Source organism: Paenibacillus sp. FSL L8-0340, assembly GCF_038593145.1.
Lineage (GTDB): Bacteria > Bacillota > Bacilli > Paenibacillales > Paenibacillaceae > Paenibacillus_AQ.
In genome coordinates this window covers 626,703-642,204 of record NZ_CP151967.1, presented here as the reverse complement: position 1 = coordinate 642,204, position 15,502 = coordinate 626,703, and the positions used below count along the sequence as shown (strand labels likewise).

The window sequence follows — 15,502 nt, the reverse complement described above, 5'->3', positions numbered from 1 at the left end:
GATAAAGGACATTATCCAACGATGCTGAGCTTCCGTACTGATTTGAAGATTTGATTCTCGTCATATCCCATAGCTTCATACAGCGGCAGTGCAAAGGAATTGTGCTCATCAACGGCTACGAAAATACCGCTGACCTTGCGCGCCTGAAATCTGTGTTCCATCGCCGTTACAAGACTTCTGCCGATTCCTCTGCGGCGGTAGTCGGGATGGACGGCAATTCGGAAATAACAGCCGTGGTTCTTCTCGATTGTACCTATCAGCGCACCAACAATTTCTTCTTCATCCTCAGCAACTACAATGAGATCTGAATCCCAAGAAAGCTGTCTGGAGAAGGGCTCGATCGTGCTTTCAAAACATTCTTCCGATAATGCGCTCTGCAGCAGTTCAGTCACAGGGGTAACGTCGCTTAATTGAAAGGAACGAACGTGCATTCTTTAAAATCTCCCTTTTCTATGGCTTAGAATTTAACAAAAAGAAGGAGTTCCCGTAACAGTATAAAGAGGAAAAAAGGCATCAGAAAAGCAAAAATGGATGAATTTCGAGAATGTTGTCGAATCCATCATTTCAAGCAGCTTTTCGTGCGATCAAAGAAGTATTAACCTAATGTAAAATAGTCGGAAACTTCTCTAATCTCCAAAAACCGAGGAATACCTGCTTTTGACTCTATTAAAGCACACTTTTCCCGTTATATCACCATTTTTCTTTTGAAAGCGCTTAATATCAAGCGTTTTCATGAAGTATGTTTACATATTTTCTTTATAAAGGTAAATTCTAAGGTATAAAAGTAGAGTCTCCACGGAATTCTATAAGTTTAACACAGCATTTACACTTCCGGTCAGGTTTGTTAGATCGCAACTTTTTAAACGTTTATGTTTGTTTAATGTTGCATTATTGTTCCAGATACGGTTTAATAAAAGTATCTTATCGGATATAACCAATAAGAGGCATTGGAAATAAGGGGTTTTGACGTCAAGACTGCCAAAATTCTTTATCTATACAATTCTAATAAACTCAGGAGGGATTTTTCCATGGCATTTCAATTACCGGCACTTCCTTATCCGAACAACGCTCTTGAACCGCACATCGACGCATTGACGATGGAGATTCATCATGACAGGCACCATAATACTTATGTGACGAACCTGAACGCCGCTCTGGAAAAAGCACCTGAACTTCAAAACAAGAGCATCGAAGAGCTTCTCACCGACCTGAACGCTGTACCTGAAGCTATCCGCACTGCTGTTCGCAACAATGGTGGCGGACACGCCAACCATACCCTGTTCTGGGAAGTCATCGGACCAAACGCCGGCGGCGCACCTGCAGGTGCACTGGCAGCTGCGATTGACAGCGAGCTGGGCGGATTCGACAAATTCAAAGAAGATTTTGCTACTGCAGCAACTACCCGTTTCGGCAGCGGCTGGGCTTGGCTCGTGGTTAAGGACGGCAAACTTGCTGTAACAAGCACACCGAACCAAGACAACCCAATCAGTGAAGGTGCTACTCCGATCCTCGGCCTCGATGTATGGGAGCATGCTTACTACCTGAACTATCAAAACAAACGCCCTGACTACATCAAAGCCTTCTGGAATGTAGTAAACTGGGAAGAAGTCGGCAAGCGTTACGAAAGCGCGAAGTAAGGAACTGCGGCGACAACGCCGCGCCTCGCTCAGCCTACTCTAATCTATAACTCAAACGGCCCCGTCCTTTTTTAAGGACGGGGCCGTTGCTGTACGCAGGATGTGGTGTCCAGCTTACACCTTATCCCTAGATGTGAAAACGGCTGCGCCGTGTCCGGATTGGACATAGTGCAGCCGTTTTTCATTGATAGGCCCGTTATCTAGACTGAACTTGATTCGTAGCGCTTATGTCTGATTCCTGCCAGGCATTTATATGTGAATGCACTTTCTGCAGTAGAGCTCATTGCTCAGCAATAAATGACATTCTGCTGTATTTTGTACAACAGATTTCTGGATTTATCGCCAAAAACGCCTTTTCCACTAGATTCTGCTGTACAGCGTGCAATAGATTCTATTCTTTCCCGGACTTTGAACACCATTTCGTACCGCCCGTTCCGCCAGCCTATTCAGCCCTATTCCCCTCATCAAACCAATCTCCTCCGGTCTTACAGCTTCTGTGCTTCCAACTCATCGAAATAATGGTTAAGCAGCTTTAAAAAAACGTTCGGAAAGGCGTAGTTCGCCATGTCCTCGCGGTTGATCCACCGCACGGCTCCGGCATCCTCCGGATTTCCGCTGCCGTCTGCGAACTGCTCGACCGGGCTGTCCGCGGCGGAGAAGAGATCAACCACATACGCATCTGGCGTGTCCATGGCGGGCACAACACTGGCTGCCGGCATGCCTGAGGCCAGTGCAGCACCAGCTTGCGTGCCATCTGCGGGTGCAGCGCTACTCGGTGTGCCATCAGCAGGCACACCGCCGCCTAGTGTGCCATCTGTGGGCACAGTAGTGCCTGGTGTGCCATTTACAGACACAGCACCGCCTTGCAGGCCATCAGCAGGTGCAGCACCAGCCTGCGTGCCATCTGCGGGCCCTTCGCTACCAGCCGTGGGCACGGCGGCAGCCGCGTTCCCAGCCGCGTATGCCGCCCGTCCCTCCGCCGCCAGCGGCAGCGCCGGGGCGTCCTCTTCCCTGCAGCGGTACACCTGCAGGGTCCACACGATATGGCTGAACGTATGTTCCGCAGCCATCCAGTGCTCTTCAGGCCGGGCGAAGATCCCGGCCTGCCGTAGTGACCGGCGCAGCCGGTCCAGCGCTGCCGCCTCAGGCAGCAGCGCTGCGGAAGCGCAGCCCTCCGCAGGCGGCGCCGGCCAGTGCGGCAGCTCCCACATGCGGGCCAACAGCCCGCTGGATGGCCGCTGCCGGATCAGCACCCGGCCCGCGTGCTCGCCGCGGCCCGTAACAAGGGCCGCCAGCCGCTCCTCGGGGCGCGGCGGCTTGGCCTTGGTCTTGACGGGCAGCGACGTCTCGCAGCCCGCCAGGCGCGCGGCACAGTGCTCCATCACCGGGCAAGGCAGACACCGCGGTGATTTCGGCGTGCAGACGAGCGCCCCGAGCTCCATTAGCGCCTGGTTGAAATGCGAAGCCTCCCCCTCCGGGATCAGCTCCGCCGCCAGCCGCTCCATCTTCACCCGCGTCGGCCCCTTAGCGATGTCATCCTCCATCAGAAAGTAGCGGGACAATACCCGCATCACATTTCCGTCTACCGCAGGTTCAGGCCGGTTGAACGCAATGCTGAGAATAGCTCCTGCCGTATAGGGGCCAACCCCTTTAAGGCTGAATACGGCATCGCGGTCATTCGGAACCATTCCGCCGTATTGTTCCTTCACCTGCCGCGCGGCATGCTGAAGATTCCGTGCACGGGAATAGTAACCAAGACCCTCCCAGCATTTCAGCACATCCTCCTCCGGTGCGTCGGCAAGCGATTCCACCGTAGGAAACCGCTCAATGAAGCGGTTGAAATACGGAATAACCGTATCGACTCTCGTCTGCTGCAGCATAATTTCCGAAATCCAGATATAATACGGATTGCGATGGCGCCGCCAAGGCAAATCACGTTTCTGCCCATGGTACCATTCCAGCAAATTACGGCTAAAAAACAACTTAGTATCTTGCTGCGCCTGCTCCTGTTGTTCATGCGTTGTCATCATTTATTCTCCTTGATTCTTTATATTCACTTCACACAGGCATCAGTGGAGCTACGGCCTGTCAGTTCATTCAAGTCCCATACTATAAGCTCCAGCCTTCCTTGCCGCTCAAACCGTCCGTTCCATTACCGCAAAGGTCGAAGCCAGCTCACGGCTGTGGGTAATGGTAAGATGAATAAGGTACTCCCGGCCTTTCAGCCGGAGCCGTTCCCAGGCCTCCTCCGAGAGTGTAACGATCGGTTTGCCATATACATCCGGCAGGATCTGAATATCCTGAAACCCCACTTCCCGGCCGATGCCGCAGCCCAGCGCTTTCACAACCGCCTCCTTGGCCGCGAACCGCCCGGCTATGAACTCCGCAGCGTTACCGCCCCGCCGCTCCAGAAGCTCAAGCTCTGCCTCTGTAAGGATGCGCCGGATAAACTTCGCTCCAGATCCTTTATTCATTAATGCTTCAATCCGCTGGATTTCCAGCACATCATGCCCGATCCCGTATATCAAAATCCCACGCTCCTTATGGACGTGCAGTCATAAACCGCTTCAATCTGATAGCTATCCTTAATAGCTTTGTTAATGGTATGATCTTCATATACATTATCCGTAAATCATATAGATTATAGTTGTCCCGGATTCTTTCTGCTATCTTAAAAGAAAAAACTGCTGAAGTCTATTCTGCTGCTTCCCTCATCATGAATCTTAACCACAGAATCTCAATTCTACATTAAGAAGACATAATAATCTCTGAAAGCTATAGAGAGGGGAATCGACCATGAACCGCAATTTTCAGTTGCCTGCCGGAGAAGATGCCGTCCTGCGCTGCTCACATTTTCCAGCTCAAGGCAAAGCCAATAGTTTGATTGTTATTGCCCACGGGTACAAGGGCTTTAAGGATTGGGGAATGTTCCCCTACCTAGCAGCCGCGCTCAGCCAGGAGCATGAAGTGATCTCCTTCAATTTCTCCCATGCGGGAATCGGTGAGGATCTGCAGAATTTCACCGAGCTTGAGAAGTTCGCCCGCAATACCTATAACCGCGAGATCAAAGACATGGAGATTCTGCTCTCCTATCTCAGCCAGCATCATAAATTTGGCAGCCTGCCCTTATTCCTGCTGGGTCACAGCCGCGGCGGCGGCGATTGTCTGCTTTACGCACTGGACCACCCGGAGGAGATTGCCGGAGTCATCTCCTGGAACGGAATCACCGATCTGGATTTATTCACAGATGAACAAAAACGCGAAATGAAACAAAGCGGCCGGACTCATGTACTCAATGGCCGCACGGGTCAGCAAATGCCGCTCGATGCCGTCATTATTGAAGATCTGGAGCGGCAGGCCGAGCGTTACAATCTTCTGGAGCGAATGAAGACCGCCGCTTTTCCCGTTGTCCTTGTTCAAGGGACCCAGGATAGCGAACGGCTGCGCCGCGGCTCGGAGCAATTGGTCAACCTCCGGCCCGATATAGAGCGGGTGCAAATTCCGGAGGGAAATCATACCTTTGGCAGTGTTCATCCTTTTGCCGGTACCACTCCGCAGCTGGAACAGGCGATCGACGCTACCCGCCAATTCATCCGCAGCGTACTGGCCGGATAACCGCCATATCATATAGTACTACACACAAAACCGCCGGAAAGTCTGAGTATGCACACAGATTCTCCGGCGGTTTTTTGTATAAAATTCTCCTTCTAGATGCCCGGTATTACATTGCGCTTGTGCGCCGTTCTCCGGTAATAAGCTTCCAGTTTCCCGGCAACCTCAGTGCTGACCTGTTTGCCCTCCAGATAGTCGCTGTTGTCATCATACGTAATACCCAGCTCGGTTTCATCCGTCTGTCCGGGCCAGAGGCCGGCCGTCGGTGCTTTGGTCACGATATCCGCTGGTACTCCCAGATAGGCTGCAAGCTGGCGTACCTGGCGCTTGTTCAGCGAGCTCAGCGGTGTAATATCGACTGCGCCATCGCCCCATTTGGTGTAAAAGCCGGTAATGGCCTCGGAAGCATGATCCGTTCCCACTACCAGCAGATTATTCTCGAAGGAGAGTGCGTACTGCATAACCATGCGGGTTCTCGCCTTCACATTGCCTTTGCCCTGATGTGTAATGTGACGGTGCTGGCCCAGCGCTTTCAGGCTGTGTTCAACCTCAAGTGCGATCTCATTTACAGCTTCCTCAATATTGGTCTCAACCTTATGTGTCAGTTCAAAAGCTTCAGCCACCGCGTAGCTGTGCTCGATATCCTCCTGAACACCGTAAGGCTGGAATACGCCAAGGGTGATGTACTCCTTGCCTTCTTCTGCGGTCAGCTCATCGGTTGCCCGTTTGCACAGGCCTGTTGCCACCGCACTGTCGACTCCGCCGCTGATCGCAATGAGCAGCCCTTTTGCTCCTGCCTGCCGTACATATGCTTTCAGGAAATCGACACGCCTCCGTACCTCTGCCTCTTCATCAATGGCCGGCTTTACGCCGAGGGCAGCAATAATCTCTTCTTGCAAGCTCACAAACCACACCCCGTTTCATCACTTTGAATGGTTCATCCCAAGTTCAACATAATTTATAGCATGAAGCATATAAATTCTTATGTTTTGAAAAAATCCCGCAGCAGCCGGATTGCCGGCCACCGCGAGATCCTATGAATTAACCGCTATTACTGGCACAAACGGTTGAATACTTCCTTCAATTCAGCAGCAATTTCGGCAGCTGAACGGTCTTCTACCCCATGACGCTCAATAAAATGCACAAGCTCCCCATCCTTCATCAAAGCGATAGATGGTGAAGAAGGAGGATATGGAGCGAAGTATTCACGTGCTTTAGCAGTGGCTTCCTTCTCCTGTCCGGCGAACACGGTGAACAGATGATCCGGCAGAATTTCGTTCTGCAAAGCTTGGGCTACACCAGGACGGCATTGGCCGGCTGCACAGCCGCATACAGAATTGACGACAACGAGCGACGTCCCCTTTGCGGTTGGAAGAGTGGTTTCCACCTCTTCTGGAGTCAACAACTCCTGGAACCCGATACTTGTCAGGTCATCACGCATAGGCTGAATTGAATCTCTCATATATTGATTAAATGACATGGACATTCCTCTGCACTCTCCTTTGCCTTGTAAAGTGTTTGGTCAGGCTGCATTACAGCAGCACTTACTAACTTTATTATACATGCATACTCTGTGAAAGCAAGGAGGGCCCTGCTGCTGCAGCGGAGCCCATCGTCTGTGACTTGTGCCTCTATCAAGGGATGTTCACTTCAGCAGCCTAGTCGTTGCTGCACTTTCTTCCTTCTCAAAAGGAAAGGATACGGTGAACACTGTGCCCACGCCCTCCTGCGATTCAACCGCGATCTTTCCGTTATGCCGCTCGGCAATGCTCAGACAAAGCGATAACCCGAGCCCGGTTCCATGATTTTTTGTTGTGAAAAAGGGGACAAATAAATTCTCAATCTGGCTTGTTGAAATTCCGCCTCCAGTGTCCTTAATCATCAGCTCAACTCTATCCTCATTCACACGTGTCTCCAAGGTCAACACCCCCTTCGGGTCCATGGCCTCCATCCCGTTGCGGGCCAGATTAAGGACGAGCTGCTTAATCTCCCTGACATTCAGCATCAGCAGAGGCAATGACGGGTTTAGCCGGAGTTCAATGCTCTGGCCCCTGAGATTGGCATCTGCCCAGATCAAAGGACTCAGCTCTTCTACTATAAGATGAAGCTGCACCATTTCTTTATCCGATACACGGGTCTGTGCCAGGGACAGAAAGTCATTGATGATAGCGTTGGCCCGGTCTAGCTCATCCATCACGATCTGGTAGTATGAATCCAGCTCGCCCGGACTCTTCTCTCTCATAAGCTGGAGAAATCCGCGTACGACTGCCATGGGATTGCGGATCTCGTGCGTGATGCCTGCAGCCATCTGTCCAACCAGCGTTAGCCGCTCTACATTATCAAGCTCGCTGCGAAGCTTCGCCTCCTCGGTCAGATCCTGAACGATCATCACAACGCCGCCAGGAATTCCGGAATCCCGCAGCAGAGGCTCTGTATAAATTTGATATGTACTCGTTGCACATGTAATTTTGGCATTGGTGCGCTGTTTGCTGCGGACGATGTCCTCCAGCCGGGAATAGGTCTGCTCGTCAATATATTTTCTGAATAGCTGGCCTGCAGGTTGGGACATTATAGTCTCCCTTGTCAGTTCAGGATAATGGCGATGAATCAGCTTGAGCATAAATTCGTTAAGTTCTGTCACATACCCGCTGTCATCCATCGACATAATATTCAGCTGTACTGCATCGGTAATCTGCTGAAGCTTCTCTGATTCCAGCTTGAATTTCTCAGAGATCCCCTTCATCTGCTCCTTATATTGAAGCTTATCCCAAGCGGTTTCGATACAAAATATAAATAATCCGCCGAGCATGATAGTAATAAACAGATATACCGTGATCAGCAAGGTATCTGCCGAAAGGGTTTCATATGTATTCTTGCCGTACATTTTGGGTACGAGCACAATAAAGAGCATGCTGGGGGCTAAAACAGCCCATAACCTGCCTATCTTCTGGACAATCTTTGCTTTCTTAAACGGCCGGACAAAGGCAAACAATAGCGGATACATAAGAACCCCAGTATTAATTACCCATTTGTCTATTCCATGTGATACCGAAAACAGAGCCGTGCAGAGCATAAAAAAAGCAGCCAGGCTTATCCCGGAGCGGAAATTCCCATATAATATACCGATATAAGCGGGTAATATAGCCAAATTCAAATAAACAACCCCGAATAATGTTGTTGAGAAAATGGTGCAAAGGGTAATGCTAATGGCACAGCAAATCATCAGCAAAGCCTGATCATCCGGGAATTGCCGATTTCTGCGTATAATGTGGCTTTGATCCAGCCACCATTGAAATAGAAATATAAAGGAACTGGCAGATAAGATTTGCAATAAAATATCCTTTACCGCATCTAAAATTGCAATCACTCCCCAAGTTGGACAAATTACCCTTTCCACTTAGATTAAAGCACAGCCGGGCTTTTCTGACAACGATAATCACAAGCCGGTTCCACAGGTCTGGCTACACCGCGGCCGGAATGGTATGATGCCGTTAGTAGAATACCGAAAATGCTGAAATTCGCTATACCTTAAGCATGTAAAGGAGCAGATTCATGAGCAACTATGATGTAATCGTCATTGGGGGCGGCCCCTCCGGGCTGATGGCCAGCGTGGCCGCTGCGGAGCACGGCGCCTCCGTATTACTGATTGATAAAGGGGCTAAGCTGGGCCGGAAGCTGGGAATCTCGGGCGGCGGGCGCTGCAATGTAACCAACGTCAAGGAAACCTCCGAGCTTATTGCCCATATCCCGGGCAACGGCCGCTTTTTATACAGCGCATTTGATCATTTTAATAATCGGGATATTGTCGATTTCTTTGAAAATTTGGGCATCGCCCTGAAAGAGGAAGACAACGGGCGGATGTTTCCCGTGTCGGACAAGGCCTCCAGCGTCGTTTCCGCTCTAATCGGCAAAGTTCGCAGCCTGGGTGTGCAGATTATGACAGATAGCCCGGTGCAGGAGGTCCTGTACGGAGACGGTAAAGTAGAAGGAATCCGCCTGAAATCAGGCAAGGGGGTTGCGGCTGGCGCTGTCGTAATCGCCACGGGAGGCAAATCAGTGCCTCAGACCGGTTCAACCGGCGACGGCTATCCTTGGGCGATCACCGCCGGACATACAATTACGGAGCTGTTCCCGACGGAAGTGCCCATTATTTCTAGGGAGGAATGGATCAAGTCAGGGGAACTTCAGGGGTTGTCCCTGCGGGATGTGACGCTGAGCGTCTGGAATCCCAAAGGCAAGAGGGTGATCTCCCACCGGGGAGATATGATCTTCACTCATTTCGGGCTGTCCGGCCCGATTGCGCTGCGGTGCAGCCAGTTCCTGCGCCAGATCCAGCGTAAATCCGGAACGGACACAGTTGAGCTGTCCATTGACCTTTTTCCCGACCATCACCCGCAGGAGGTGGAGTCCCAGCTGCAGAACAAGCTGGAATTGGAGCCTAAGAAGGCCATCCGCAATTCCTTGAAAGGTTTGATTCCGGAGCGCCTCATTCCGCTGCTGCTGGCCAAAGCCGGGGTGGACGGAGACATCACCGGCTATCATCTTCCCAAAAGCGCCTTGCAAGCGCTGGCCGCCCTTCTGAAACGGATGCCGGTCTATGTTCACGGCACCCGGTCTCTGGCTGAAGCTTTTGTTACCGGCGGAGGTGTCAATCTGAAGGAAATCGATCCCAAGACGATGGAGTCTAAGCTTATGCAGGGACTTTATTTCTGCGGTGAGGTGCTGGATATTCACGGCTATACCGGCGGCTACAATATTACCGCTGCTTTCTCCACAGGTTACACAGCGGGCAAACATGCAGCTGGACAGCATTAGAAGCAAGGGGGCATCCACCGTCTAGGACTACAAAGCCCGCCCAAATAGCGTCCCCTCTAATTAAAAACAGCGTTACTTGCGTAAATCGGCAAGTAACGCTGTTTTGTATTTAGCGGGTCTGCGGCAGCTATCTCTGAAACCGCATTGTGCTGAACATTCTGGCAATGAAAGCCCCGGTTAAATAACCGAGTGGAATAAACAGCAGCAGCCCCCACCATCCATACAAAGGAATGCACACCACACCAGAACAGATTGCTGTATATGGAACTAGCAGAATCGGTATTGCTGCGGAACCGGCATCGGCTTTCTGAGCTTTGGTAAAGGGCAGGATCCCGATATAGTCGTCCCCTGCAAACAATAACCAGAAAGAAGTCAGCCAGTAGGCCATTAATAACGCCAGAATAATGAGCAACCCCCATTTCAAAACCCCTGGAACGATAAAAATAGCTATCATAGAAACGCCCGTGAACGCAAAATAGAGCTTCAGGTGTGCCGGATTGCGCACAAGTGCTTTAATGCCAGCCGCCGCGAAGCGGCTCTCCGGCTGCTTCGAAGCCAGGAGCGGCTCGGATTTGCGGAAAATCCAAGGTTTATAGCGTGTGGGACGCGGTTTATCAAGCACGCCCCGCAGCAATAAACCGGCAATTCTCATTCGCTGCTTGTAGTCTTCCCGCACATCGCTCATAAAGGTTGCGTGCAGCCGTAAGCGGAAGCGTATCGCCCATACAACCACAGCACCATATACGGCGGCAGCGGCCAGCAGCAACAGAGGCTGGCTGTCCCAATAAATAGCAGCCCTGACATAAGCGGCACAGGGGACGGTCACGGCCGGAATGAGCCACAGCCAGCGGCGGAAGCCCTGGCGTTGTACCTTAACGAGGTGTCCCAGCAGTTTGACGCACCAGCTGCAGGTTATGGTCATTGCAAGAAGCGATGCGGCAGCTGCCCCGCTGAGTCCATACCCCCGGACGATGAAGGGCAGCAGAATAGCAAATACCGCTGCCATCTTGAGGGCAGTTACGGTAAGACTATACAGAAGCCCCCGCAGCATAATGCTTCTGATCCAGTTTTGCCGCTGCCTGAGAAACAACGAATCCCCTTCCTGGAGCAGCAGCACCATACCTCCGGTAGCAATTAGAGCCGCCAGCAGCAGCGGAAGCAGCATAAAGGGGGTCGCGGTCGTCCATGTTGGCATTTCCCCGCTCCAGAACCCGAAATAGAACCGTCCGCCCAGCAGGCCGCCGGGAATAACTAGGTAGAGCAGGACCGTCCAGTCGGCCGCCGTGCGGATAATCGCCGATTGCTCACGCCAATGGGAGATCAGGCGCCGCCGGAACAGCTGCGGAGCCGTAGGAAACGCATACCCGGCTTTTTTGCCGGAGGTTTTAGGGTTAAGAACAGCCTGTTCCTGACTGCTCATGTCAATTCGTCGAAGCAATCAAACAACGACCCCTCCGGCAATCCGGCAATGTCGCGGATTTCCTCCAAAGTGCCTGTTGCTGTTACTTCCCCGCTGGAGATCAGCACGAAGCTATCGCAGATTTTCTCCGCAGTATCCAGTACATGCGTGGACATCAGAACGCCCGCACCGCGCTTCCGCTCGGCCTCCAGGAGACGCAGGAAATCCTTCGTGGCACGGGGGTCAAGCCCGATAAACGGCTCGTCCACAATGTAGACGTCAGGCTGGACCAGGAAGCCAAGCATCAGCATCATCTTTTGCTTCATACCTTTGGAGAAGCCTGCAGGCAGGTCATCCCGCACATTTCCCATACCAAACTGCACCAGAAGCTTCTCGGCGGTGGCCACAAAAGTCTCGTAGCTCAAACCGTAGGCAGCGGCTGCCAAATCGAGATGCTCCCACAGTGTCAGGTCCTCGTAAAATACCGGCTGTTCCGGTACGTATGCATACGATTGACTCTCTCCGCCGATAACCACTTTAGCCTTGGCATATTTCAACAAGCCGAGCAGCGTCTTGATGGTAGTGCTTTTCCCTGCTCCGTTTGGTCCGATCAATCCCAGCAGCTGGCCGCGCCGCACCTGGAAAGAAATATCTGAAATCCGTTTGTCGCCCGCTTCGTAACCGGCTTCCTCAATGGAAACATCGAGCACGATATCTTCCTCTTCCCATTCGCCCTCAGCTTTGAACCCCTCTGCAGAATCATCTTCAAACTCTGTCTCTTTCATACGGCTTCCATCTCCTAAGTATCAATTCACAAGTGTCCCGGCTGCTTTTACCGTTCTTTTTTATCCATTATACGGACAAATGGGAAGAATCATCAAACATTACTTCCCCGAAGTGCAGAAAGAGACTTCTCCGGCTTAAGGAAAGACCCCCAGATTGCACCAGATTGCACTATGATCAGGCAACACTTCCCATGCTAATCTTTGCTTCTTTGTAATTTATAGTAAGGGAAGCCAAAGGTTTGTTCATCAATCCCCGGGAGTAAATCTCCACCGCGCCAGAGGCTGAAAATGCCCTCCCACCGGAGATGTACACCAAAAAAACCAATTCAATATGCACCTTTTGCGTGCTCTAAAAAAATTGTTTGATTTTTAATAATTAAAAGTGTGCTCATTGTGACAAATCACATGTTCTTGATCCATTGTTTGACGTATTGTAAAGCTATATCAAGTCATTGCACAGCTAAACCGTGCAATTCAAGCCGTGATTTAGTACCGTACGGGGCAACCCGTACGATTAACGATAGAGGGTGGAGAAGCATGATACAATCCTATGAACGCGATACTCAACTGACATTGCATTTGTACCGGGTTTTTGCCAAGTCTTTCAAGAGCATCAACGAGCATGCCGTTACCGGAAGCAAGATTGAAGGTTTCAATCCTACTGCTTTTGCTGTTATGGAGGTCCTCTACTATAAGGGGCCGCAACCCATTCAGCAGATCGGTGCCAAACTGCTCTTACAGAGCGGCAATGTTACTTACGTGATCGACAAGCTTGAGGAACGCGGCTACCTGCAGCGTAAGCCTTGCGCAAACGACCGCCGGGTTATTTTCGCCGAGCTGACTTCGGAAGGCGAACATCTGATGAACGAAATGTATCCGAAGTATTCGGAGCGCCTGCACCTCGCTTTCAGTGGCCTGAGTGATGAAGAAAAGGAACAAATGATTACTCTTTTGAAGAAGATGGGTCTCCAGGCTGAGAAACTCTCCCCGCTCCCGCGCAAATAGGGTTCGGGTCAACAAGATTGTGAATCTATTCACTTCTTAGAATAGCTCCAGAACAAGTAGAAACGGCTGAGCCGTCCTGTTAAGGATGACTCAGCCGTTTCTAGTTTGTTGCAGCAATAGATGGGTTCTGACACAAGTGTTATTCACTAAGCCTTCTTAAGCGCCGGATTCTCCTCCGCAATGGAAGGAACGCCACTCCGCAGACCTGAAGAAATAATCAGGGACAAGACTGCGAATACCGCCATTACAATAAAAAGTGAATGCAGGCCGCCTTCCAGCGCACCATGCAGACTGCTCAAGGCCTCCCCGGTCAGTGTGCTGCCGCCATGCGGATTAAGTAGTGTATTGATGTCATCCCCTGTAACTGCACTGCCGGGCTGCTCCGCCAGCCGTCTGTCAATCGTAAGGTTCAGCCAGGAACCGAAAATTGCCACCCCAACCGTCTGCCCGAGTGAACGGGTAAACGTATTGAGTGCCGTTGAGGCCCCGCGCTGCTCATGCTCCACAGAGGACTGGGCGATAATGGTAAAGACGGTAGAGGCATAGCCAAACCCGACTCCGCAGAACAGCATAAGACATAGAAGCAGCAATTGTGAGGAATCCCCGTTCATAAACGCAAGGCCGATGGCCCCTATGGAAATCAGCGCCAGACCAAGCATGCCCGTCCGGCGGGAGCCGGAGCGCAGGATCATCCGTCCTCCGGCAATGGAGCCCAGCATCCAGCCTACAGACATCGGAGCGAGCAGCAGGCCTGAGAGGGCAGCACTTTTTCCGAACACTCCTTGTACCCACAGCGGTACATAGGTGGACAAGCCAATGATCAAGGTACTGACCAGCAGATTGGCCCCGGTGGATACAGCAATATTACGAACAGAGAACAGCGTGAGCGGCAGCATCGGTTCAGGAGCACGGCGCTCCACAAACAGAAATACTATCAGCAGCAGAATTGCCGCCCCCAATATCGCCAGCAGGAGCGGAGACGTCCAGGGCAGATTCTGCCCTCCTGTCGTCAGTCCGAAGAGCAGAGCCCCCATCCCTGCCGCGAACAGCAGCACACCGGCTACATCAATCTTCGTCTTGCGTCTTACCCGTTCTTCCTTCAGATAGCGGGAAATAAATATAATAGATAACAGGCCAAAAGGCAGATTAAACACAAACACCCAGCGCCAGCTTAAGTAATCTACAACATAGCCGCCGAGCAGCGGTCCAACCAGAGAGGAGATCCCCCATACCGAACTCAGCAGCCCCTGTGTCTTTGCCCGTTCTTTAATGCTGTAGATGTCACCGATTATCGTAAAGGTCATCGGAATCAGTGCTCCCGCTCCGATTCCTTGGATGCCGCGGAATATAATAAGCTGTTCCATGCTCTGCGATATGCCGCACAGCAGCGAGCCAAGCAAGAATACCACAGCTCCACCGATGAATACAGGCTTGCGGCCAATCAGATCGCTCAGCTTGCCAAATATCGGGGTCGTGACCGCCATGGCCAGCAGATAGGCGGTAAATATCCAGCTCAGCCACTGCATCCCCTGAAAATCCCCAACAATCGCCGGTCCGGCAGGCCCGGTTACTGTCCCTTCAATTGCAGCCAAAAATGTAGCCAGCAGCACCCCTATCAAAATAAGCTTGCGTTCTGTTTCTCCTGGAGACTTCAATGAATCCAAATCCTCTCACTATATATTAGCGTCTAGCCTCACTGCGCAGCAGCGCATACAGAATAACGTCCTGAAAGCCTGAGGACGTATGACGGTATTCCCGCAACAGCCCTTCCTCCCGGAAGCCCAGTGCTGAAAACAGCCTCTGCGCCCGGACATTGTCCGGATGGCATAATACTTCAATCCGGTTCAGCCCCATGGTGCCGAAGCCGAAATCCATTACAAGCTCCAGCGCTTCCTGCATATATCCCTGCCCCCAATGGGACGGTGACAGCTCACAGCCGATTTCCCCCCGGTACGCTCCCGGCAGCTGCCAGTAGTTATAGCCGCAGCTGCCGATTACGTCACCCTCCGGTCCTATGATGCTCCAGCGCAGACTCGCTTCTTCCCGCGCCATCTGCCGCAGTAATCCAATTAGATGCTCTGCATCAGCAGCCGAAGACAGAGGGGGCATGTCCAGCCAGAGCGCCACCTCAGGATGACACCAGAGGTCATATAATGCGGCGGCATGATCTTCGGTCATAACACGCAATTCCACTCTTTCTCCGCTCAAAGCCGGTACCATCCCATTGCACACGTACAACGCTCTCGTCC

13 protein-coding genes and 1 pseudogene are annotated in these 15,502 nt (G+C 51.7%); 4 read left to right on the top strand and 10 right to left on the bottom strand.

Going from position 1 to position 15,502, the window contains the following annotated elements; translation table 11 throughout:
• Positions 1-11: 11 nt before the first annotated feature.
• A complete protein-coding gene (locus NST07_RS02975; protein WP_076112803.1) occupies positions 12-431 on the bottom strand; it encodes a GNAT family N-acetyltransferase in 420 nt (139 codons plus the stop codon).
• Positions 432-1,028: 597 nt separating this feature from the next.
• On the opposite strand from NST07_RS02975, the gene NST07_RS02970 reads away from it, so the two are divergent.
• The gene (locus NST07_RS02970) at positions 1,029-1,637 is read left to right on the top strand and encodes a superoxide dismutase (protein ID WP_341089615.1); all 609 of its coding nucleotides are present in this window, start codon (positions 1,029-1,031) and stop codon (positions 1,635-1,637) included.
• Between the two features lie 959 nt (positions 1,638-2,596).
• Here the strand turns inward: NST07_RS02970 and mutY are convergent.
• Together mutY and acpS are read right to left on the bottom strand one after the other, a co-directional pair.
• Positions 2,597-3,664: pseudogene (gene mutY, locus NST07_RS02965) on the bottom strand (A/G-specific adenine glycosylase); the annotation flags it as partial.
• A 108-nt stretch (positions 3,665-3,772) separates the two neighbouring features.
• Positions 3,773-4,165, bottom strand: coding sequence for a holo-ACP synthase (acpS, locus tag NST07_RS02960; protein ID WP_341089613.1), 393 nt, complete (start codon positions 4,163-4,165; stop codon positions 3,773-3,775).
• Positions 4,166-4,433: 268 nt separating this feature from the next.
• Between acpS and NST07_RS02955 the strand changes: the two genes are divergently transcribed.
• Positions 4,434-5,252: an alpha/beta fold hydrolase gene (locus tag NST07_RS02955; protein WP_341089611.1), complete on the top strand. Its 819-nt coding sequence runs from the start codon at positions 4,434-4,436 to the stop codon at positions 5,250-5,252.
• 92 nt (positions 5,253-5,344) lie between these two features.
• Here the strand turns inward: NST07_RS02955 and nadE are convergent, their stop codons facing one another.
• From nadE to NST07_RS02940, 3 genes are all read right to left on the bottom strand, one after another.
• A complete protein-coding gene (gene nadE, locus NST07_RS02950) occupies positions 5,345-6,154 on the bottom strand; it encodes an ammonia-dependent NAD(+) synthetase (protein WP_341089610.1) in 810 nt (269 codons plus the stop codon).
• Between the two features lie 146 nt (positions 6,155-6,300).
• A complete protein-coding gene (locus NST07_RS02945) occupies positions 6,301-6,735 on the bottom strand; it encodes a BrxA/BrxB family bacilliredoxin (RefSeq protein ID WP_038585544.1) in 435 nt (144 codons plus the stop codon).
• A gap of 159 nt (positions 6,736-6,894) precedes the next feature.
• Complete coding sequence (locus tag NST07_RS02940; protein ID WP_342481020.1) at positions 6,895-8,253, bottom strand: ATP-binding protein; 1,359 nt, start codon at positions 8,251-8,253, stop codon at positions 6,895-6,897.
• A gap of 548 nt (positions 8,254-8,801) precedes the next feature.
• On the opposite strand from NST07_RS02940, the gene NST07_RS02935 reads away from it, so the two are divergent.
• On the top strand, positions 8,802-10,064 hold the full coding sequence (locus NST07_RS02935) for an NAD(P)/FAD-dependent oxidoreductase (RefSeq protein ID WP_341089607.1): 1,263 nt from the start codon (positions 8,802-8,804) through the stop codon (positions 10,062-10,064).
• A gap of 127 nt (positions 10,065-10,191) precedes the next feature.
• Here NST07_RS02935 and NST07_RS02930 read toward each other — a convergent pair whose 3' ends face one another.
• On the bottom strand, positions 10,192-11,484 hold the full coding sequence (locus NST07_RS02930; protein WP_342481019.1) for an ABC transporter permease: 1,293 nt from the start codon (positions 11,482-11,484) through the stop codon (positions 10,192-10,194).
• Positions 11,481-12,248 (bottom strand): ABC transporter ATP-binding protein, encoded by a 768-nt coding sequence (locus NST07_RS02925; RefSeq protein WP_341089604.1) that lies wholly within the window; start codon positions 12,246-12,248, stop codon positions 11,481-11,483. Before NST07_RS02925 ends, NST07_RS02930 begins: the two co-directional genes overlap by 4 nt.
• Positions 12,249-12,785: 537 nt before the next feature.
• Here NST07_RS02925 and NST07_RS02920 point away from each other — a divergent pair.
• Positions 12,786-13,253, top strand: coding sequence for a MarR family transcriptional regulator (locus NST07_RS02920; protein ID WP_038585538.1), 468 nt, complete (start codon positions 12,786-12,788; stop codon positions 13,251-13,253).
• 146 nt (positions 13,254-13,399) lie between these two features.
• Here the strand turns inward: NST07_RS02920 and NST07_RS02915 are convergent, their stop codons facing one another.
• Both NST07_RS02915 and NST07_RS02910 read right to left on the bottom strand, forming a co-directional pair.
• Entirely contained in the window at positions 13,400-14,917 is a 1,518-nt protein-coding gene (locus NST07_RS02915; protein WP_341089603.1) for an MDR family MFS transporter, read from the bottom strand.
• A gap of 16 nt (positions 14,918-14,933) precedes the next feature.
• The gene (locus tag NST07_RS02910) at positions 14,934-15,461 is read right to left on the bottom strand and encodes a GNAT family protein (RefSeq protein ID WP_341089602.1); all 528 of its coding nucleotides are present in this window, start codon (positions 15,459-15,461) and stop codon (positions 14,934-14,936) included.
• Positions 15,462-15,502: the final 41 nt, after the last annotated feature.

What these genes read in the sequence shown, in the direction of transcription:
- NST07_RS02975 (WP_076112803.1), bottom strand. Translation starts at nt 431, where the DNA reads ATGCACGTTCGTTCCTTTCAATTAAGCGACGTTACCCCTGTGACTGAA.
- NST07_RS02970 (WP_341089615.1), top strand. Translation starts at nt 1,029, where the DNA reads ATGGCATTTCAATTACCGGCACTTCCTTATCCGAACAACGCTCTTGAA.
- NST07_RS02955 (WP_341089611.1), top strand. Translation starts at nt 4,434, where the DNA reads ATGAACCGCAATTTTCAGTTGCCTGCCGGAGAAGATGCCGTCCTGCGC.
- NST07_RS02945 (WP_038585544.1), bottom strand. Translation starts at nt 6,735, where the DNA reads ATGTCCATGTCATTTAATCAATATATGAGAGATTCAATTCAGCCTATG.
- NST07_RS02940 (WP_342481020.1), bottom strand. Translation starts at nt 8,253, where the DNA reads ATGTATCCGCTATTGTTTGCCTTTGTCCGGCCGTTTAAGAAAGCAAAG.
- NST07_RS02935 (WP_341089607.1), top strand. Translation starts at nt 8,802, where the DNA reads ATGAGCAACTATGATGTAATCGTCATTGGGGGCGGCCCCTCCGGGCTG.
- NST07_RS02930 (WP_342481019.1), bottom strand. Translation starts at nt 11,484, where the DNA reads ATGAGCAGTCAGGAACAGGCTGTTCTTAACCCTAAAACCTCCGGCAAA.
- NST07_RS02925 (WP_341089604.1), bottom strand. Translation starts at nt 12,248, where the DNA reads ATGAAAGAGACAGAGTTTGAAGATGATTCTGCAGAGGGGTTCAAAGCT.
- NST07_RS02920 (WP_038585538.1), top strand. Translation starts at nt 12,786, where the DNA reads ATGATACAATCCTATGAACGCGATACTCAACTGACATTGCATTTGTAC.